The sequence below is a fragment of the Streptomyces sp. MUM 203J genome (assembly GCF_022414595.1).
Lineage (GTDB): Bacteria > Actinomycetota > Actinomycetes > Streptomycetales > Streptomycetaceae > Streptomyces.
This window is the reverse complement of record NZ_JADWYO010000012.1, coordinates 1-19,704: the sequence shown is the minus strand read 5'-3', so window position 1 is coordinate 19,704 and position 19,704 is coordinate 1. Positions and strand designations below refer to the sequence as shown.

Genomic DNA, 19,704 nt, shown 5'->3' with positions numbered 1-19,704 from the left:
GCCCGTTTGTCCCGGCGACGACGTTTACTTTAGCCCACCGGCGGCCTGAGACGAAATCCGGTTTCTTGCGGGGGTCAGGCGCGCGGGGTGAGGGTCAGCAGGGTGGCCTCCGGGGGGCAGGCGAAGCGGACCGGGGTGTAGCGGTTGGTGCCGCAGCCTGCGGAGACGTGGAGGTACGCCGTGTGGTCGCCCGCCTGGTGGGTGGACAGGCCCTTCACTCGGCCCGTGTCCAGGTCGCAGTTGGTGACCAGCGCCCCGTAGAAGGGGACGCACAGCTGGCCGCCGTGGGTGTGGCCCGCCAGGACCAGGGGGTAGCCGTCGGCCGTGAAGGCGTCGAGGGAGCGCAGGTACGGGGCGTGGACCACGCCCACCGACAGGTCGGCGTCCTGCTCCGGGCCCCCCGCCACCAGCTCGTACCGGTCCCGCTTGATGTGCGGGTCGTCCAGTCCGGTGAAGGCCAGTTCCAGGCCGCCCTCCAGCTTCAGGCGGCCCCGGGTGTTGGTCAGGTTCAGCCAGCCCGCCTCGTCGAAGGCCTCCCGGATCAGCTCCCAGGGGTTGTGTACGGCGCCCACCACCGGTGCGTTGCCGTTCAGGCCGTGCCTGCCCTGGACCTTCTCCAGCAGGTAGCGGGCCGGGTTCCGGAGCTTCGGGCCGTAGTAGTCGTTGGAGCCGAACACGTACACGCCGGGGAACTCGAGGAGCGGGCCCAGGGCGTCCAGCAGTTCGGGGACACCTTCCGTGTCCGACAGGTTGTCGCCGGTGTTGACGACGAAGTCGGGGCGCAGCCCGGCCAGCGAGCGCAGCCAGCGCTGCTTCTTGCGCTGCCCGCACACCATGTGGATGTCCGAGACCTGGAGGACTCGCAGCGGGCGGGTGCCCTGCGGCAGCACGGGGACCGTGATCCGTCGGAGCCGGAACGAGCGGGCCTCGAAGCCGGCGGCGTAGGCCACTCCGGCCGCGCCCAGTGCAGTGATGCCGAGGGGGACTCCGTATCGCGCGCGCATGGGGTCCATGGTCGCAGACCGGGGGAGCGGGGACCTGACGGGTGGGCAGGTACCGCCGTGTGCGCGGGCCCCACCGCCGGGAAGGCAGGCCCCCACCGCCGGGAAATGGGAGCGCGGGCGCGGGGGCCACCTGTCAGACTTGCCCCATGACCACGCTCAAGTCCCAGCTGCAGGAAGACCTCACCGAAGCGATCAGGGCGCGCGACGAGCTGCGCTCCTCGACGCTCCGGCTCACCCTCACCGCCGTGTCCAAGGAGGAGGTCGCGGGCGAGCAGGCCCGTGCGCTGTCCGACGACGAGGTGCAGAAGGTGATTGCTCGCGAGGCGAAGAAGCGCCGTGAGGCGGCCGAGGCCTTCGCGCAGGCCGGGCGGGACGAGCAGGCCCAGCGGGAGCGGGCGGAGGGCGAGGTCCTCGCCGCGTACCTGCCGCAGCCGCTGACCGAAGAGGAGCTGCGGGAGCTCGTCGCCCAGGCGATCGCGGAGGCGAGGACCGCCGGGGCCGAGGGGCCGCGTGCCATGGGTGCCGTCATGAAGATCGTCAACCCGCGGGTCGCGGGGCGTGCGGAGGGCGGGCGCGTCGCTGCCGTCGTGAAGCAGCTGCTCGCTGCGGGCTGAGCCGTACGGCGACAGACGGAGAGGGCGTCCACCGGAGCGGGTGGACGCCCTCTTCGCGTGCTCGCTCAGCGGTTCCAGCCGCCGCCGGGGCCGCCGTTGCCGTTGCCGCCGGTGTCGCCGCCGGTCGTGGTGGTGCCGCCGGTGATCAGGTCCGGCGGGATCGGGATGTCGGGGAAGGGGCTGTCGCCGCCGTCGCCGGTGCCCGCGACCAGGCCCCCGGTGTCGGCGCCGCCGGTCGTGGTGCTGTTGCCGCCGGTGCCGCTGCCGTTGCCCGGCTTGTTGTCGCCGCGGCCGGGCCGCCGGTCCGGCTGCTGCGGCTTCTGGTACTCGGGAATGTGCACGCGGGTGAAGGGCGGTGCCGGCTTGCCCTCCAGGGCGCCCGACACCGCGTCGCGCCAGATCGGGCCGGGCACGGCGCCGCCGAACACCTTGTAGTGGTACGTGCCGCCGATCGTGATGTTCTCCATCTCGACCTGCTGGGTGGCGCTGCCGACCCAGACGGCACCCGAGAGGTTCGGGGTGTAGCCGACGAACCAGGCGTTCTTACGGCTGTCGGTGGTACCGGTCTTGCCCGCGCTGTCCCGGGACTGTAGTCCCGCCTGGCGGCCCGTACCGGACTCGGTCACTCCGCGCAGGAGCGTGTTGACCGTGTCCGCGGTCTGCTGGGCCATGGCCCGGCTGCACTTGCTCTTCGGCACCTTCATGCTCTCGCCGTCCGCCGTCTTGATCGATTCGATCGCGACGGGGGAGCAGTAGGTGCCCCGGTTGGCGAAGGTCGCGTACGCGTTGGCCATGACCAGCGGCGAGACGCCCTGCGAGCCGAGGGTCATCGCGGACGGGCTCTCGGGCAGCTTCTTGCCGTCGCCCATGGTCACGTGCAGCTTGTCGAGGGTCTTCACGACCGGGCACATGCCGGTGTCCTCGAGCATCTGCACGAAGTACGTGTTGACCGACAGGGCCATCGCCTTCTTGAGGTCGTACGGGCCGACCTCGGACGTGTTCTCGTTCTGCGCCGTGTCCTTGCCGACGTTCACCCACGGGTTTCCGCTGCACGTCTGGACCCGGTCCGGGTACGGCATCTTGTACGGCGAGGCGTAGACCTGCGTCGCCGGCTTGCCGTCCTCCAGGGCCGCTGCCGCCAGGAAGGGCTTGAAGGTCGAACCCGTCGGGAAGCCGAAGTTCGAGCCGCCCATCTTCCGGTCGACCGAGTAGTTGATCTGCGTCTCGTTCTTGCCGAAGCCGTACGGCTTGGACTGGCCCATCGCGAGGATCTTGCCCGTGCCGGGCTCGACCATCGTGACCGCCCCGGCCACCTTGTCGGTCTGGTAGACGTGCTTCTTCAGCGACTTCTGCGCCGACTTCTGGGCCTGCGGGTCCAGGGTCGTGCGGATGGTCAGACCGCCGCGGTTCCAGATCTTGGCGCGCTCCTCGCGGGTCTTGCCGAAGACCGGGTCGGAGTGGAAGACGTTGCGCACGTAGTCGCAGAAGAAGCCCGCGCCGTCGCGCGCGGTGATGCAGCCGTTCTTCGGCTGCGTGATCTTCAGCTTGATCGGCTCGGCCTTGGCCTGGTCGGCTTCCGCCTGGCTGATGTCGCCCACCTCGACCATGCGCTGGAGCACGATGTTGCGGCGGTCGGTCGCCTTCTCGATGTTGCGGATCGGGCTGTAGTAGCTCGGGGACTGGACGAGGCCGGCGATCATGGCGGCCTCGGGCAGGGTCAGGTCCTTGGCCTTCTTGGAGAAGTACCGCTGGGACGCGGACTCGACGCCGTACGCCTGCTGGCCGAAGAAGGTGATGTTGAGGTAGTTCTCCAGGATCTTCTTCTTGCCCAGCTCCTTCTCCAGCTGGATCGCGTACTTCAGCTCCTGGATCTTCCGGCCGATGGTCTGCTGGGTGGCCTGGTGGAACTTGTCGCGGTCGTCGCCCGCCTCCTCCACGAAGACGTTCTTCACATACTGCTGCGTCAGCGTGGACGCGCCCTCGGAGACCGCACCCGACTGGGCGTTCTTGTTGAGCGCGCGCAGGACGCCCTTGACGTCGATCGCGCCGTGCTCGTAGAAGCGTGAGTCCTCGATCGCGACGATCGCCTTCTGCAGGTGCGGGGAGATCTGCTCCAGCGGGACGACCGTGCGGTCGCGGGAGTAGACCGTCGCGATGAGCCCGCCCTCGGCGTCGAGGATCGTGGTGCGCTGGCTGAGCGGCGGGCGCTTGAGGTCGGCGGGGATCTCGTCGAACTCCTCCACGGTGCCCTTGGCCGCCAGGCCGAGTGCCCCCGCGGCCGGCATCGCGAGGCCGGCGAGGACGACTCCGGAGAGCACGCTGACACCGAGGAACTTGGCGGCCTGCTCGGTCCGGGTCAGACCGCCGCCGGAGCGCTTCTTTGGCATGGATGAAGCCTACGTTCTCATTCGCCGGACACGTGTATATGCCTTGGCCTAAGCTGTTCGTCACAGCCGCAGCACCTGTCGCTGTGGATGCTGTGGTCCCACTGGTTTCCGCAGACGCGGTAGTTCTGCCCCGGCTCCTAGGTCCCCCGGCACCACCCCTCTGTACTACGTCCTGCAGTGCCGTCACGGTTCCCGCGACCCGAGAATCCTGTCCGTTTTCGTGTTGTGTGTCTGAATGTGTCCCGTGTGACGTCAGTAAATTGTCCTGGTTCGAGCAATTCATCTTGTATGTCTTTCGCTCACTCCCCTGGGTGATCTGCCGCGTACGCATAGTCCGTTCGGGCCATTCAAGATTGGGCCCGAAGGGGGTGTTGCCGTGTGCCCACCTTCCGTAACGTCCTCAACTGGCAGCGGTGAATATGCCGCTGCCGCCGTGGGGGAGCCTCGATTCGGGAGAGGACGGCGCCGGCATGGGCTGGGTAGCTGACTGGAGTGCGCAGGCGGCCTGCCGCACTACCGATCCGGATGAACTGTTCGTACAGGGAGCCGCGCAGAACAGGGCGAAGGCGGTGTGCACGGGATGCCCGGTGCGCACCGAGTGCCTCGCGGACGCGCTGGACAACCGCGTCGAGTTCGGCGTGTGGGGCGGGATGACGGAACGCGAGCGCCGTGCGCTGCTGCGCCGCCGTCCGACCGTCACCTCGTGGCGCCGGCTCCTGGAGACCGCACGCACCGAGTACGAGCGCGGCACAGGCGTCCTGCCCGTCGCGCTCAACGACGACGAGACCTATGAGACGTACGCCGCGGTCGGCTGACCGGGCGGGGCGGTTCGGCGGCCGCGACCGACTGCGGCCAGGCCTGGAACGGCGGGTGACGGCGAGCCGATCGCCGGTCGGCCCGGTCGGGTTGTGGCGCGTGCGTGGGGTCGGGTAGTGCAGCCGACCCCGGGTGCGGCCACGGGCGCACCGCCGCAGCTGACGCTCCGGCTCAGCCCGTGGCCAGGCGGGTGGCGATGTCGCGGAGGCCCGCGAGATCGTGCACGTCGCCGGGCAGCGCCGCCACCTCGGCCACGGCCACATCGGGGTGGAGCGCCGTGAAACGGTCCCGTGTCCGCCGCTCGCGCGCGAGCACACGCATCCGCTCCGCGTGCAGCCGCAGCAGCCCCGTCGTCAACCGGGCGACGGCAGGCGAGGTTTCAGCCGAGGCGCCGGACGCCGGCGTTTCGGCGGCCGCCGGGGCTTCGGGGGAGACGGCGTCCGGGCGGCCTCCACCAGTCTGCCCGCCCCCCTGATCCACAATGCCGCCCCCGGCAAGATTCTCCGAGCCCGCCGCCGCGCCCCCGGCGGCCTCCCCGGCCTCCGCGAGATTCTCGGCAGCCGCAAGTGCCCGCTCCGCCGACAGCCACGCGGCACGGCTCCCGTGTACCCGGTTCAGGACCAGACCCGCCAGCGGCATCTGCTCCGCCGCCAGCCGCTCCACGAAGTACGCCGCCTCCCGGAGCGCGTCCCGCTCCGGGGCCGCCACGACCAGGAACGCCGTCCCCGGCGCCTGGAGCAGCCGGTACGTGGCGTCCGCTCGGGTACGGAAGCCCCCGAACATCGTGTCCATGGCCGAGACGAACGTCTGTACGTCCCGCAGCAGCTGACCACCCAGCAGCTTGCCCAGCGTCCCCGTCATCATCGACATGCCGACGTTCAGGAACTTCATCCCGGCCCGTCCGCCCACCTTCGCGGGCGCCATCAGCACCTTGATGAGCCGCCCGTCCAGGAACGACCCGAGTCGCTTCGGCGCGTCCAGGAAGTCCAGCGCCGACCGCGACGGCGGCGTGTCCACGATGATGAGGTCCCACGCCTCCCGCGCGCGTAGCTGCCCCAGCTTCTCCATCGCCATGTACTCCTGCGTGCCCGCGAAACCGGCCGACAGAGACTGGTAGAAGGGGTTCGCCAGGATCGCCCGGGCCCGCTCCGGGTCGGCGTGCGCCTCGACGATCTCGTCGAAAGTGCGCTTCATGTCCAGCATCATGGCGTGCAGTTCGCCGTCGCCCCGGACCCCCGGAACCCGGCGCGGGGTGTTGTCCAGCTCGTCGATGCCCATGGACTGGGCCAGCCGCCGCGCCGGGTCGATGGTCAGCACGACCACTCTGCGGCCCCGCTCCGCCGCCCGCACCCCCAGGGCCGCCGCCGTCGTCGTCTTGCCGACCCCGCCCGCCCCGCAGCACACGACGATCCGCGTCTCCGGGTCGTCGAGCAGCGGATCGACCTCCAGCCGCGCTGGTCCGGGCACGGACGTTCCGTCGGCTTCGGCCGCCGCAGCCACGCTCGTCATGCGCCCACCCCGAGTAGCCTCCGTAGTTCCTTCGCCAGCCGGTACAGCCCCGCCAGGTCCACGCCCTCGCCCAGGAAGGGCAGTTCGTACGCCGGGACCTCGAGCTTCGCGAGTACCTCGCGCTGCTCCCGCTCCAGCCCCACCCTGCGCGCGTGGTCGGCGGCCTCGTCCAGCAGCGGGCCCACCAGCTCCTCCGGGCGGGGCGCCCCGGCCGCCGCCAAGGCCCGGGCGATGCCCGCGCGCTGATCACCGGCGGCGGCCCGTACCGCGTCCTCGTCCAGCACATGGGGGCGGACCATGTTCACCAGGACGTTGCCCACCGGAAGATCCGCGGCGCGCAGCTCCGCGACGCCGTCAGCGGTCTCCTGGACCGGCATCTCCTCCAGCAGCGTCACCAGATGGACCGCCGTCTCCGGTGACTTCAGCACCCGCATCACGGCCTGCGCCTGGTGGTGTATCGGGCCCATCTTCGCCAAGCCCGCCACCTCGTCGTTGACGTTCAGGAAGCGCGTGACCCGGCCCGTCGGAGGGGCGTCCATCACCACGTGGTCGTAGACGAAGCCCCCGGCCTTCTCCTTGCGGCGCACCGCCTCGCACGCCTTGCCGGTCAGCAGCACGTCCCGCACCCCGGGCGCGATCGTCGTCGCGAAGTCGATCGCGCCGAGTTTCTTCAGCGCCCGGCCCGCCGCGCCCAGCTTGTAGAACATGTGGAGGTAGTCGAGCAGTGCCCGCTCCGCGTCGATGGCGAGCGCGTACACCTCCCCGCCGCCCGGAGCGACGGCGATCTTGCGCTCCTCATAGGGAAGAGCCTCCGTCTCGAAGAGCTGTGCGATGCCCTGTCTGCCTTCGACCTCCACGAGGAGGGTCCGCTTGCCCTCTGTCGCGAGGGCGAGCGCGAGGGCGGCGGCGACCGTCGTCTTACCGGTACCGCCCTTGCCGCTGACGACCTGGAGCCTGCTCACACAGGCGAGCGTAACCAGTCCGACTGTCACACATGCAGGAGGCCGCGCTGTGTGCCCGGCCACGGAGACGGCCCCGGGCCTGCCCGTGGCACCGGCGGGGGAGCCGATACAGTCGGGCCCATGACCAAGTGGGAATACGCGACCGTGCCCCTCCTCGTGCACGCGACCAAGCAGATTCTGGACACCTGGGGCGAGGACGGCTGGGAGCTTGTCCAGGTCGTCCCGGGCCCGAACAACCCCGAGCAGCTCGTGGCGTACCTCAAGCGGGAGAAGCAGTGAGCGGGCGTGTCGAGGCGGCCCTGGCCGAGCGTGGCCTGACGCTCCCGCAGGTCGTCCCGCCGCTCGCCGCGTACCAGCCCGCGGTCCGCTCGGGCGCGTACGTGTACACGGCCGGCCAGCTGCCGATGGTGGACGGCCGGCTTCCGGTCACCGGCAAGGTGGGCGCCGAGGTCACCCCGGAGGAGGCCAAGGACCTGGCGCGGACCTGCGCGCTCAACGCCCTCGCCGCGGTGAAGTCGGTCGTGGGTGACCTGGACCGTATCGCGCGAGTAGTCAAAGTTGTCGGGTTCGTCGCGTCGGCGGCGGACTTCACCGGCCAGCCCGCGGTGCTGAACGGCGCCAGCGAGCTGCTCGGCGAGATCCTCGGCGACAAGGGTGTGCACGCGCGCAGCGCCGTCGGTGTGGCCGTGCTGCCGCTGGACGCGCCCGTGGAGGTCGAACTCCAGGTGGAGATCCTTCCTGAGGACTGAGGACTCTGGCGTGCGAATGAGAGGCGGCGGGGCCCATGCGGCTCTGCCGCCTCTCGAACATTCCGGCGGATCGGCATAGCATCCGGCCATGTCCAACCCATCGCCCGGCACCTCCAACGGCCAGTGGTACCCGCCCGAGTGGCCCCGGCTCATCCGGGCGCACGCCGCCGGTGAGCTGACCCCCGTCACGCCCCGGCGGGCGGCGACCGTGCTCCTCCTCAGGGACGGCGCCCCGGCGGGCGGCCCCGAGGTGCACATGCTGCGACGCAGGGCCTCCATGGCGTTCGCCGGAGGCGCGTACGCCTACCCGGGCGGCGGTGTGGACCCGCGCGACGAGCAGCCGGTGCGGTGGGCGGGCCCGCCGCCCGCGGACTGGGCGTCCCGGCTCGGGGTGACCAAGGCGGCGGAGGCCCAGGCCATCGTGTGCGCCGCGGTCCGGGAGACGTACGAGGAGGCCGGTGTCCTGCTGGCTGGGCCGGACCCTGAGACGGTCGTCAGCGACACGACGGGGGACGACTGGGAGGCCGACCGCGCGGCCCTGGTCGCGCGCGAGCTGTCCTTCGCGGAGTTCCTGGACCGGCGGAATCTGGTCCTCCGGTCTGATCTGCTGGGTGCCTGGGCCCGCTGGATCACCCCGGGGTTCGAGCCCCGCCGCTACGACACCTGGTTCTTCGTGGCCGCCCTCCCCGGCGGTCAGCGCACCAGGAACGCCTCCTCCGAGGCCGACCGGACGGTCTGGATCCGCCCGTCGGACGCGGCGGCCGGGTACGACCGGGGCGAGCTGCTCATGATGCCGCCGACCATCGCCACCCTGCGTTCCCTCACCGCGCACGGCTCCGGCCGCGCCGCCCTGGCCGCGGCGGCCGACCGGGACCTGGCGCCCGTGCTGGCGGAGGCCCGGCTGGTGGGCGACGAGGTGGTGCTGAGCTGGCCCGGGCACGACGAGTTCACGAAACACGTGCCGACGGCGCCGGGCGCGTCCGAAGCCGTACCGGACGCGCACGTGCCGGACGGAGCCGTACCGGGCGAGGGGAGGCGGGCCGGATGACGGACGCAGCCGCGCTGCCGGGCCAGCCTCGCGGGGCAGTGGTGTCCGGGCCCGCCACCGAGCGGGCCGTCAACGTGCTGGCGCCCAACGCGTCCGCCATGACCCTGGACGGCACCAACACCTGGATCCTGTCGGAGCCGGGCTCCGGTCTGGCCGTCGCCGTGGACCCGGGCCCGCTGGACGAGGCCCACCTGCTGAACGTGCGGGACACGGCCGAGCGGCTGGGCAAGCGGGTCGCCCTGACCCTGCTCACCCACGGGCACGCCGACCACGCGGAGGGCGCGGGGCGGTTCGCGGAGCTGACCGGCTCGCCCGTGCGGGCCCTGGACCCGGCGCTGCGGCTGGGAGACGAGGGGCTGTCGGCGGGGCAGGCCGTCGAGATCGGAGGCCTGGAGCTGCGGGTCGTGCCGACCCCGGGGCACACCCATGACTCGCTGAGCTTCCACCTGCCGGCGGACCGGGCGGTGCTCACCGGGGACACGGTGCTGGGACGCGGCACGACGATGGTGGCGCACCCGGACGGGCGGCTGGGGGACTACCTGGACTCGCTGCGGCGGCTGCGTTCACTGACCGTCGACGACGGGGTGAGCAGGGTGCTGCCGGGGCACGGGCCGGTGCTGGAGGACGCACAGGGCGCCGTGGAGTTCTATCTGGCGCACCGGGCCCACCGGCTGGCGCAGGTGGAGACCGCGGTGGAGGACGGGTACACGACGGCGCCCGAGGTGGTGGCGCATGTGTACGCGGACGTCGACCGGTCGCTGTGGCCCGCGGCCGAGCTGTCGGTGCGGGCGCAGCTGGAGTACCTGTCGGAGCACGGCCTGATCTGAGCGGCGCTGTGCCTGTGTCCGCGAGGCCGTGTCCGTGAGCGCGACTCCATGAGGCCGCGCTCATGAAGCCGTGTTCATGATCCGGCAGAGAAACCGTGAGTCGGGCGGCCGTGGGCCGGGCAGTGCGTGCGGATCCGGCAATGTGCGGCGCCGCATATCTGCGGGGACCCGGCATGTTCCGGCCGACACTCGGTGCTTTACGCTCCCTTTACGTCGGCGGTCACCCGACCGGCGTCATCGTCTTGTCGGCACCTCACTCTGCCGGGTCGCTCAATCGGGGGGATCTCTGTGCTTTTCCTTGCCATCCTGCTGCTCATCGGGGCGGTGGTGCTGTACTTCGTCGCCAAGGCCAACGGCAACTCGGGGTTCCGGCTCGGCGCCGTGGGTGCGCTGCTGGCGGGCATCCTCTCCGCCGTGGTGAGCTGTGTGCACGTCGTCAGCGCGTACGAGGTCGGTGTGCCGGTCACCTTCGGCAAGGTCGGATCGCCCATGAAGCCGGGCGTCAACCTGATCTCCCCGTTCACCACGGTCACCAGCTTCTCCACCCGGCCCGTCGACCTGAACCTCTCCGACAAGGACGTGGTCGAGGTCCGTTCCTCGCAGGGCGGCGTGATGTACGTCGAGGTCACGGTCAAGTGGGCGGTCGCGCCCGAGAAGGCCGTGGAGCTGTACCGGCTCGCGGGCGGCGAGTCGGCCATCCAGCAGCGGCTGGTGTTCCCGGACAGCCGGGAGATCGTCCGTAACGTCTTCGCCCGCTACACCAGCGAGGAGGGATACGCCTCCGCCCGCGAGAAGATCAACGCGGAGATCGGCAGGCTGGTCAAGGAGCGGCTCGCCCCGCGCGGCATCGACGTGACCACGGTCAACCTGCGGAACGTGCGGCCGTCCGACAAGCTCCAGGACCAGATCGACCGCAAGATCCAGCAGGAGCAGTCCACCGAGCGGGCCCAGGAGGCCGCCCGCACCGCCAAGGCGGAGGCCGAGCGCCGCCGGATCGAGGCCGAGGGCATCGCGAAGGCCAACAAGATCCTGAACGAATCGCTCACCGACAAGGTCCTGTTCAACCAGTGCATCGAGGCCTACAAGGAGGCCGCCGCGAAGAACCCGGTCTACGCGGTGCCCTGTGGTGAGGGCGGCGGGACCCCGGTGATCGTGGACGGCAAGCGGAACTGAGCGCGGACCCTCCCGTGCGCGAAGGGCCGCCCCGCGGATGCGGGGCGGCCCTTTCCCGTACGCGGGACCTGCGAGGTCCGGGGACCCGGCGGACCCGGAGGTCAGCGGGAGCGCTTCGCCAGGCGCTCGACGTCCAGCAGGATCACGGCCCGCGCCTCCAGGCGCAGCCAGCCGCGGCCGGCGAAGTCGGCCAGTGCCTTGTTGACCGTCTCGCGGGAGGCGCCCACCAGCTGGGCCAGCTCCTCCTGGGTGAGGTCGTGCACCACGTGGATGCCCTCCTCCGACTGCACGCCGAAGCGTCGCGAGAGGTCGAGGAGCGCACGGGCGACCCGGCCGGGGACATCGGAGAAGACCAGGTCGGACATCTGGTCGTTGGTCTTGCGCAGTCGGCGCGCCACGGCACGCAGCAGGGCCGCCGCGACCTCGGGGCGGGCGTTCAGCCAGGGCTGGAGGTCGCCGTGGCCGAGGCCGAGCAGCTTGACCTCGGTCAGCGCGGTCGCGGTGGCCGTACGCGGGCCCGGGTCGAAGAGGCTCAGCTCACCGATCAGCTCACCGGGGCCGAGGACGGCCAGCATGTTCTCGCGGCCGTCGGGGGACGTGCGGTGGAGCTTGACCTTGCCTTCCATCACCACATACAGGCGGTCACCGGGGTCGCCCTCGTGGAAGAGCGAGTCGCCACGGGCGAGCGTCGCCTCACTCATCGAGGCGCGGAGCTCCGCGGCCTGCTCGTCATCGAGCGCCGCGAAGAGCGGGGCGCGCCGCAGAACGTCGTCCACGAGTTCTCTCCTATGTCGACCTGCTCAGGGACGTTTGGTCCCCATGATGCCGGACACCGCGGCGCGCGTCCGGGGGACGCTTGCGCGCGGCGGCTGTGGGCGACCCGGCGTCCGGCAGGGTAATCATCGTGCGATCAATCACAACAAGTTTGACGTACTGGTACGCGTGTCCGTGCGGCAGGGGCCCGATTGGGTCCTCATCGCCGGTGCCCGGGGCGGATGTCAGTGCGGGCGCTTAGGCTGGCCGGGTGTCCAAGTCGCCGGTGAGAGTGCGGGCCAAGGGGGCCGGAAGAGTGTCCGGGGAACAGAATTCCGCCGTGGGCGAACAAGGGTCGGAAGCAGCCCCGAACGCCACGGACAATCGGGCGGACCGGGCAAAAAGGGCGATGGATGTGGGGTCCGTCGGCCCCGGCCCCGGGACCCCCGGCCCTGGCGGCTCCGCCCCGGCGACCGGCGCGGCCGAGTCCACGGCCGCGGCACGATCGGAGAGCGAGGACCCCCCAGTGGCCAAGGCGAAGCCCGAGGGCACCGCGAAGACCGCGGCGACGAGCAGGAGGACGGGGACGAAGGCGCGGGCCGAGCCCGCTACCGGGGCGCAGGCCTCGGCGTCGGGCAGGACGGAGGCCGGGTCCCGGGCCCGGCGCGCGCCCGAAACCGCCTCCGGGACCGAGCCTGCACCGGTGAAGCCCGCGGCCAGGCAACAGGCCAAGGGCAAGGCACAGGCCAAGGGCCGGCCCAGGGCCGGGGGGAAGCCCGAATCGCGGTTGGCCATGGTGCGGCGGGCGCGCCGCATCAACCGGGAGCTGGCCGAGGTCTACCCGTACGCGCATCCGGAGCTTGACTTCCGCAACCCGTTCGAGCTGCTGGTGGCCACGGTCCTGTCCGCCCAGACCACCGACCTGCGGGTCAACCAGACCACCCCCGCCCTCTTCGCGAAGTACCCGACGCCGGAGGACATGGCCGCGGCCGTCCCGGAGGAGCTGGAGGAGATCATCCGGCCGACCGGCTTCTTCCGGGCCAAGGCCCGGTCCCTCATCGGCCTCTCCACGGCTCTGCGCGACCGCTTCGAGGGCGAGGTCCCCGGCCGCCTGGACGATCTCGTCACCCTTCCCGGTGTGGGCCGCAAGACCGCGAACGTCGTCCTCGGCAACGCCTTCGGCGTCCCCGGCATCACCGTCGACACCCATTTCGGGCGTCTCGTCCGGCGCTGGAAGTGGACCGAGCAGGAGGACCCGGAGAAGGTCGAGGAGGAGATCTGCGCCATCTTTCCCAAGTCCGACTGGACCATGCTCTCGCACCGCGTGATCTTCCACGGCCGCCGTATCTGCCATTCCCGGAAGCCCGCCTGCGGAGCCTGCCCGATCGCCCACCTCTGCCCCGCGTACGGCGAGGGCGAGACCGACCCGGAGAAGGCGAAGAAGCTGCTCAAGTACGAGATGGGCGGCTTCCCCGGCCAGCGGCTCGCCCCGCCGCCGGACTACCCGGGCCACCCGGCCGCGCCCAGCGCGGGCTCCGAAGCCGACGCGGGCCCGGCCGCGTGACCGCCGGGTCCCCCGGAGCCTGGAACGAAACGGTGGCGGCGACACGTTGTGAGAGCCGGGGGTGCCTATGACGCGAGCGCGAGAAGAGAACCCCGGCGCCGACGGAGCCGGACGGGAACGCCCCGGCCGCGGCTCCGCGACCCGGGCCGCGCGGGGTGCGGACACCGCACCGGGGCCGGACGCCGGGGCCGCACAGGAGCACCGGCACGGCCCTGACCCCGTACGACCGCCGGGGGCGGACCGTGTCCCCGTACGGGATCAGGAGGCCGTGCGGGGACACGAACCTGTACAAGGGCGCGAACCCGTGCGGGATCAGCGGCCCAGGTTCACGGCGGGCCCCGCGCGGCCCGTCGCTGTCACGGCCGACGGCCTGCCTCCCTGGCTGGAGCCGGTCGCCAGCTCGGCCCGCACGATCGCGCCCGAGCAGCTCAGCCGCTTTCTTCCACCGGAGACGGGCGGGCGCCAGGCGGCCGTGCTGGTCCTGTTCGGTGAGGGTGAGCGCGGACCGGAGCTGCTGCTCATGGAGCGTTCCGGCAGCCTCCGCTCGCACGCCGGCCAGCCCTCGTTCCCCGGCGGCGCCCTCGACCCCGAGGACGGGGACCCGTCCACGCTCGGACCGCTGCGCGCCGCGCTGCGGGAGGCCCAGGAAGAGACGGGCCTCGACCCCGCCGGCGTACAGGTCTTCGGTGTGCTGCCGCGCCTCTACATCCCGGTGAGCGAATTCGTCGTGACGCCCGTACTGGGTTGGTGGCGGGCGCCCAGCCCGGTCGGCGCAGTCGACCCGGGAGAGACCGCACGTGTCTTCACCGTCCCCGTGGCGGATCTCACGGACCCGGCCAACCGGACCACGGCGATCCACCCCAGCGGGTACCGGGGACCGGCCTTCCTGGTCGAGTCGGCGCTCGTATGGGGATTCACTGCGGGAGTGATCGACAGGATCCTGCACTTCGCGGGCTGGGAGCGACCCTGGGACCGCGGGAAGCAGGTCCCGCTCGACGCGCGTGCATGACAGGGTGGCACCACGAGTGACATGCGCGGCGGGAGCGGGATGAACACCATCCGCGGCACGCGCGGGCATGGACGTCGCCACGTCAGGCGGCACACGAGGCGACAGGCGACGAAACTGCGAGGCTAATGACGGTGAACGTGCTGGACATCCTGCTGCTGGTCGCCGCCGTGTGGTTCGCGATCGTCGGATACCGCCAGGGGTTCGTGGTCGGCATCCTGTCCGTGATCGGCTTCCTGGGGGGCGGGCTCGCCGCCATCTCCCTGCTGCCGCTGGTGTGGGAACCCCTGACCGGAGGCGCCCAGGTGTCGACGACGGTCGCGATCATCGCCGTCGCCCTCGTACTGATCGCCGCGTCGGTCGGCCAGGCCGTCACCACCCACCTCGGCAACAAGCTCCGGCACCGCATCACCTGGTCGCCGGCGCGTGCCCTGGACGCCACCGGGGGCGCCCTGGTGAACGTGGTGGCGATGCTGGTGGTCGCCTGGCTCATCGGCTCGGCACTGGCCCGGTCGCCCCAACTGCCGTTCGGCAAGGAGATACGTACCTCGAAGGTCCTTCTCGGGGTGGAGCAGGTGATGCCCAGCCAGGCGTCCACGCTCTTCAGCGACTTCACCGCGGTGCTCGCCCAGAACGGCTTCCCGCAGGTCTTCAGCCCCTTCGCGAACGAGCCCATCACCGAGGTCCGGCCGCCCGACCCGGCGCTCGTCGACAGCCCGGTCGCGGCACGCGCCAAGGAGTCGATCGTGAAGGTCGTCGGCACGGCACGGGGCTGCGGCAAGGTCCTGGAGGGCACGGGCTTCGTGTTCGGTGAGCGCCGGGTGATGACGAACGCCCATGTGGTGGGCGGGGTCACGGAGCCGACCGTGCAGATCGGAGGCGAGGGGCGGCTGCACGACGCGAAGGTCGTCCTCTACGACTGGCAGCGGGACATCGCCGTACTGGACGTGCCGACGCTGAAGGCGCCGGTGCTGGAGTTCACCGAGACCGACGCCCGCAGCGGGGACGGCGCGATCGTCGCGGGCTTCCCGGAGAACGGCGGCTACGACGTGCGCTCGGCGCGCGTCCGGGGCCGCATCAACGCCACGGGCCCGGACATCTACCACCGGGGCGAGGTGCGGCGCGACGTGTACTCGCTCTTCACGACCGTCCGGCAGGGCAACTCCGGCGGGCCGCTGCTCGACGAGACCGGGAAGGTGTACGGGGTCATCTTCGCCCGCTCCCTCGATGACGCCGACACGGGCTACGCGCTGACGGTCGACGAGATCCGCGAGGACATCACGCTCGGCCTGAGCGCCGGCCGGCAGGTCGACAGCCAGGGCTGTGCGCTCTGAGGCGGCCTGACAGGGGGTCGGGGGCGGGGCGGCGGGCCCGGCTTCCTGACGTGGCGCCGGGCCGCCGGCCGCGGTCAGCCGCGGGGATGGTGCCGGAGCCGGGCCGAAACCCAGCGGGCCCGGCGGCGGAGGATGCGCGGGATCCCCAGGCGGCCGTCCAGCTCGGCCTCCCGCGCGCCGCTCCTCTCCGGAGTCGGCGCGGCGGCTGCCGAGCGACGGGTGCGTGCGGCGTCAACATGGTCGTGCGTCCAGCCCATACCCCGACGTGTGCCCGGGCCCCATGGTCGGTAACCGCCTGAGGGACAGCCAATTGGCCTATGCGCCAGGCATTTGGCTGTTCGTAGGACAACCATCGGCCCGTGCTTCCCCCCTCCGTTCCGCCGAACTCGCGCCCGCGGCACGGACAGCCGCCCGGTTCGTGGGTCAGCGGTCCGGCTCAGGGTCCTTCAGCCAGTTGACCAGCTCCGCCGTGAACGCCAACGGGTCCTCTTCGTGCGGGAAGTGGCCCAGGCCGTCGAACAGGCGCCAGCGGTACGGGGCCTCCACGTACTCGCCCGAGCCCGCCGCGCTGCGGGTCCGCATCACGGGGTCCTGCGAGCCGTGCAGGTGCAGGGTCGGCACCCGTACGGGACGCCTCATGCGGCGGTTGAACTGGAAGCCGTCGGGACGGGCCATCGACCGCACCATCCACCGGTACGGCTCGATCGAGCAGTGTGCCGTCGAGGGGATCGTCATCGCCCTCCGGTACACCTCGATCGCCGCCTCGTCCGGTTCGCACGCGCCCGACCAGTCCCGGATCAGCTCCCCGACCAGCGCCGCGTCGTCCGCGACCAGCCGCCGCTCGGGCAGCCACGGTCGCTGGAAGCCCCACACGTACGAGCCCGCGCGGGACTGCGCGAAGTCGGACAGCATCGCCGAACGCCACCGCCGCGGGTGCGGCATCGACGACACGACCAGGCGTCGCACCAGCTTGGGCCGCATCACCGCGGCCGTCCACGCCAGGTAGCCGCCCAGGTCGTGGCCGACCAGCGCGGCGTCCGGCTCGCCCAGGGACCGCACGACCCCGGTGATGTCGAGCGCCAGGTTCGCCGGGTCGTAGCCCCGCGGCGTACGGTCGCTGCCCCCGACCCCGCGCAGGTCCATCGCCACTGCCCGGAATCCGGCGTCGGCCAGCGCGGTCAGCTGGTGCCGCCAGGTCCACCAGAACTGTGGGAAGCCGTGCAGCAGCAGCACGAGCGGGCCCTCGCCCAGCTCCGCGATATGGAAGCGCGCCCCGTTGGCGGCCACGTCACGGTGGGTCCAGGGGCCCTCGATCCGTACGGGGTGGCCGGGGGCGCCGGTACTGCCGCTGTTGCTCTCTGGGACGGTCATGCGGACGAGCGTGCCACAGACCCGGCCTGCTCCAGGGCCGGATGGCCGTCGGGTCGCGGGTGCGGCTTCGCGTTCTGGAGCACGGCGGCGGTCTCCTTGACCGACGCGGCGGTCTTCTGCGGGCCCTTGCCCTGCTTGGCCTTCTTCATGATCGCGAAGCCGGCCAGCCCGAGCAGGGCGGCGACGATCACGTTGACCCCGAACGACAGCACGAAGCAGACGGACAGGTGCAAGCCGGTCCACGCCTCGAACCCGTACGCGAGCGCGAAGCTCAGCATGGGCAGCGAGAAGATCAGCACCACGGCCGCCAGGATCAGCAGGCCGCTGCTGATCACTCCCCGCCGGACGTCCTGCCGTAGCTGTGCCTTCGCCAGCGCGATCTCGTCGTGCACGAGTGCGGACAGCTCGGCGGTCGCGTGGGCGACCAGTCCGCCGAGCGTGCCCTGCTCGCCGTCCGGGCCCGGCGTCCGGCTCGCGCCGCGCCCGGCTTGGTGGGCGAACGCGGTGCTGCCGGGCCTCGCGGTCTTGTCGGCGGGGTCGCTCATCGTCTAGCTCCCTCTCTCCTGGTACGGCCTCTGGGGTCCGGCTCCGAGGTACGGCTCCGGTGACCGGGTCCCGGGACAGCCCGGGGCCGGATCCGGCCCACCGGTGCCGGAACGAATCGTCTCCACGGCCCCGGGGTCCGACCTCAGATCATGCCGGACCGTGGCCGTCGGTGCGCGGTGCCCCCCGCGGGACGGGCACATGAGGCCGGGCCGCCGCCGGGTGCGGCGCGGCCCGCGAGCGGACCGGCCGACTTTCCCGCCGCCCTCGCACCGGCCTGCTACCGGCCGTCCCCCTGGCCGTTCTTCTCCGCCGCCTTCTGCTCGGCCAGGCGGCGGCGCTCCTCCGCCTGGCGGCGGTGCTCCGCGGCCTTGCGCTCGTAGATCTCCGCCATCCTGCGGTGGTGCTCCGGGTCGTCGACCTCGTAGATGTCGGGGATCCCGCTCATGTCCTCGTCGCGCTCCTCGACCTCGACGAGTGCCTGGTACTTGCGGACCCGCAGCTTGAGCAGGACGGTCGCGAGCAGCGCGGCGATCAGCGAGCCCATGAGGACCGCCGCCTTCACCTCGTCCATGAGCGTCTCGTCGTCCTTGAACGCCAGCTCACCGATGAGCAGCGACACCGTGAAGCCGATGCCGGCCAGGGTGGCGACGGCGAACAGGTCGGCCCAGGCCAGGTCCGGGTTGAGCTTCGCCCTGGTGAAGCGGGCCGTCAGCCAGGTGCCGCCGAAGATGCCGAACGCCTTGCCGACCACCAGGCCGAGGACCACGCCGAGCGTCTCGGGCTTGGTGAACACATCGGCGAGGGCTTCGCCGGAGACCGACACGCCCGCCGAGAACAGCGCGAACATCGGAACGGCGAAGCCCGCCGAAAGCGGCCGGACCTGGTGCTCGATGTGCTCGCCGGGGGACTGCTCCTCGTCCTCGTGGCGGTGGCAGCGCAGCATCAGGCCCATCGCGACACCGGCGATGGTGGCGTGGACGCCGCTGTTGTACATCAGGCCCCAGATGACCAGGGCGAGCGGCACGTACACGTACCAGCCGCGGACGTTCTTGCGCAGGAGCAGCCAGAAGACGGCCAGACCGGCCACGGCGCCGCCGAGGGCCCAGAAGTTCAGGTCGCTGGTGAAGAAGACCGCGATGATCAGGATCGCGAACAGGTCGTCGACGACGGCGAGCGTCAGCAGGAACGCGCGGATCGCGGAGGGCAGCGAGGTGCCGATGACCGCGAGCACGGCCAGGGCGAACGCGATGTCGGTCGCGGTCGGTACGGCCCATCCGGCCAGGGAGCCGCCGCCGGCCGTGTTGACCGCCGTGTAGACGAGGGCGGGCGCGACCATTCCGCAGAGCGCGGCGACCACCGGGAGTGCGGCGGCCTTGGGGTCGCGTAGCTCGCCCGCCACCAGCTCGCGCTTCAGCTCGATACCGGCGACGAAGAAGAAGATCGCGAGCAGGCCGTCGGCAGCCCAGTGCTGGAGCGACAGGTTGAGCCCGAGCGCGCTCGGGCCTATGTGGAAGTCGCGTACGGTCGCGTAGCTTCCGCTCAGCGGGGTGTTGGCCCAGATGAGCGCCGCGACGGCGGCGACCAGCAGCAGTACACCACCGACGGTCTCGGTGCGGAGCGCGTCGGCCAGGAACGTCCGCTCGGGGAGCGAGGGACGGCCGAGGAACTTCTGCTCGGTGCTGCTGTCGGCGTTGTTGCCGGAGTTGTTGTCGGTCGTCTTGAGGGCGGCCACGGTGCGGGGACCTCCGGTGGGTGTGAGCGGGCATGGCGAAGCACATGCCGACCAGACTTCCCGGCACCCCTTGGACTTTTTATCGCTTTGTTGATGCGACCCATACCCTACCGGGCGAGCGCAAGGGAAAACCCGGCGAACGTCACTCTATGGGCAAAAAGGACACCCGGCGCGTTGGCGCCGGGTGTCCTTCAGCACCCGGAGTCAGGGTGCCCCGAAGGGGTGAGAACTGAGGGAGGGGCCCTCAGTCCTCGCTGGGGGTTGTGGGGAGTTTGGTCTGGATCAGGTCCATGACGGAGGAGTCGGTGA

The 19,704-nt window shown here is 71.5% G+C and carries 19 protein-coding genes; 10 read left to right on the top strand and 9 right to left on the bottom strand.

The window, feature by feature from the left end; translation table 11 throughout:
- Window positions 1–74 precede the first annotated feature (74 nt).
- On the bottom strand, window positions 75–1,004 hold the full coding sequence (locus tag I3F58_RS09435; RefSeq protein ID WP_240107835.1) for a metallophosphoesterase: 930 nt from the start codon (window positions 1,002–1,004) through the stop codon (window positions 75–77).
- A 146-nt stretch (window positions 1,005–1,150) separates the two neighbouring features.
- Between I3F58_RS09435 and I3F58_RS09430 the strand changes: the two genes are divergently transcribed.
- Window positions 1,151–1,618: a GatB/YqeY domain-containing protein gene (locus I3F58_RS09430; protein WP_240107834.1), complete on the top strand. Its 468-nt coding sequence runs from the start codon at window positions 1,151–1,153 to the stop codon at window positions 1,616–1,618.
- Between the two features lie 65 nt (window positions 1,619–1,683).
- Here the strand turns inward: I3F58_RS09430 and I3F58_RS09425 are convergent, their stop codons facing one another.
- The gene (locus I3F58_RS09425; RefSeq protein ID WP_240107833.1) at window positions 1,684–4,005 is read right to left on the bottom strand and encodes a transglycosylase domain-containing protein; all 2,322 of its coding nucleotides are present in this window, start codon (window positions 4,003–4,005) and stop codon (window positions 1,684–1,686) included.
- Between the two features lie 470 nt (window positions 4,006–4,475).
- Here I3F58_RS09425 and I3F58_RS09420 point away from each other — a divergent pair, with 470 nt between their 5' ends.
- Window positions 4,476–4,820, top strand: coding sequence for a WhiB family transcriptional regulator (locus tag I3F58_RS09420; protein ID WP_240107832.1), 345 nt, complete (start codon window positions 4,476–4,478; stop codon window positions 4,818–4,820).
- A 172-nt stretch (window positions 4,821–4,992) separates the two neighbouring features.
- On the opposite strand, the gene I3F58_RS09415 is transcribed toward I3F58_RS09420, so the two are convergent.
- Window positions 4,993–6,330: an ArsA family ATPase gene (locus I3F58_RS09415; RefSeq protein WP_240107831.1), complete on the bottom strand. Its 1,338-nt coding sequence runs from the start codon at window positions 6,328–6,330 to the stop codon at window positions 4,993–4,995.
- Complete coding sequence (locus tag I3F58_RS09410; protein ID WP_240107830.1) at window positions 6,327–7,292, bottom strand: ArsA-related P-loop ATPase; 966 nt, start codon at window positions 7,290–7,292, stop codon at window positions 6,327–6,329. Before I3F58_RS09410 ends, I3F58_RS09415 begins: the two co-directional genes overlap by 4 nt.
- 120 nt (window positions 7,293–7,412) lie before the next feature.
- On the opposite strand from I3F58_RS09410, the gene I3F58_RS09405 reads away from it, so the two are divergent.
- The 5 genes from I3F58_RS09405 to I3F58_RS09385 all read left to right on the top strand — a co-directional run bounded on the left by I3F58_RS09405 (window position 7,413) and on the right by I3F58_RS09385 (window position 11,089).
- Entirely contained in the window at window positions 7,413–7,571 is a 159-nt protein-coding gene (locus I3F58_RS09405; RefSeq protein ID WP_003991873.1) for a DUF4177 domain-containing protein, read from the top strand.
- Window positions 7,568–8,041, top strand: coding sequence for a RidA family protein (locus I3F58_RS09400; RefSeq protein WP_240107829.1), 474 nt, complete (start codon window positions 7,568–7,570; stop codon window positions 8,039–8,041). The genes I3F58_RS09405 and I3F58_RS09400 overlap by 4 nt, the downstream gene beginning before the upstream one ends.
- A gap of 88 nt (window positions 8,042–8,129) precedes the next feature.
- Window positions 8,130–9,089, top strand: coding sequence for an NUDIX hydrolase (locus I3F58_RS09395; protein WP_240107828.1), 960 nt, complete (start codon window positions 8,130–8,132; stop codon window positions 9,087–9,089).
- Window positions 9,086–9,916: an MBL fold metallo-hydrolase gene (locus I3F58_RS09390; RefSeq protein ID WP_240107827.1), complete on the top strand. Its 831-nt coding sequence runs from the start codon at window positions 9,086–9,088 to the stop codon at window positions 9,914–9,916. Before I3F58_RS09395 ends, I3F58_RS09390 begins: the two co-directional genes overlap by 4 nt.
- Before the next feature lie 288 nt (window positions 9,917–10,204).
- Window positions 10,205–11,089, top strand: coding sequence for a prohibitin family protein (locus I3F58_RS09385; RefSeq protein ID WP_240107826.1), 885 nt, complete (start codon window positions 10,205–10,207; stop codon window positions 11,087–11,089).
- Between the two features lie 101 nt (window positions 11,090–11,190).
- Here the strand turns inward: I3F58_RS09385 and I3F58_RS09380 are convergent, their stop codons facing one another.
- Window positions 11,191–11,865: a Crp/Fnr family transcriptional regulator gene (locus tag I3F58_RS09380; RefSeq protein WP_240107825.1), complete on the bottom strand. Its 675-nt coding sequence runs from the start codon at window positions 11,863–11,865 to the stop codon at window positions 11,191–11,193.
- A 503-nt stretch (window positions 11,866–12,368) separates the two neighbouring features.
- Here I3F58_RS09380 and nth point away from each other — a divergent pair.
- The 3 genes from nth to I3F58_RS09365 all read left to right on the top strand — a co-directional run bounded on the left by nth (window position 12,369) and on the right by I3F58_RS09365 (window position 15,746).
- The gene (gene nth / locus I3F58_RS09375; protein WP_240107824.1) at window positions 12,369–13,406 is read left to right on the top strand and encodes an endonuclease III; all 1,038 of its coding nucleotides are present in this window, start codon (window positions 12,369–12,371) and stop codon (window positions 13,404–13,406) included.
- A gap of 304 nt (window positions 13,407–13,710) precedes the next feature.
- Window positions 13,711–14,415 (top strand): CoA pyrophosphatase, encoded by a 705-nt coding sequence (locus tag I3F58_RS09370; protein ID WP_240107823.1) that lies wholly within the window; start codon window positions 13,711–13,713, stop codon window positions 14,413–14,415.
- 131 nt (window positions 14,416–14,546) lie between these two features.
- On the top strand, window positions 14,547–15,746 hold the full coding sequence (locus I3F58_RS09365; RefSeq protein ID WP_240107822.1) for a MarP family serine protease: 1,200 nt from the start codon (window positions 14,547–14,549) through the stop codon (window positions 15,744–15,746).
- A gap of 74 nt (window positions 15,747–15,820) precedes the next feature.
- Here I3F58_RS09365 and I3F58_RS09360 read toward each other — a convergent pair whose 3' ends face one another.
- From I3F58_RS09360 to nhaA, 4 genes are all read right to left on the bottom strand, one after another.
- Window positions 15,821–16,003, bottom strand: coding sequence for a hypothetical protein (locus tag I3F58_RS09360; protein ID WP_240107821.1), 183 nt, complete (start codon window positions 16,001–16,003; stop codon window positions 15,821–15,823).
- Window positions 16,004–16,169: 166 nt separating this feature from the next.
- Window positions 16,170–17,117 (bottom strand): alpha/beta fold hydrolase, encoded by a 948-nt coding sequence (locus I3F58_RS09355; protein WP_240107820.1) that lies wholly within the window; start codon window positions 17,115–17,117, stop codon window positions 16,170–16,172.
- Complete coding sequence (locus I3F58_RS09350; protein ID WP_240107819.1) at window positions 17,114–17,662, bottom strand: phage holin family protein; 549 nt, start codon at window positions 17,660–17,662, stop codon at window positions 17,114–17,116. The genes I3F58_RS09355 and I3F58_RS09350 overlap by 4 nt, the downstream gene beginning before the upstream one ends.
- Before the next feature lie 278 nt (window positions 17,663–17,940).
- Window positions 17,941–19,395 carry a Na+/H+ antiporter NhaA gene (gene nhaA, locus I3F58_RS09345; RefSeq protein ID WP_240107818.1) on the bottom strand — a complete coding sequence of 485 codons (1,455 nt, stop codon included), beginning with the start codon at window positions 19,393–19,395 and terminating at the stop codon, window positions 17,941–17,943.
- Window positions 19,396–19,704 lie beyond the last annotated feature (309 nt).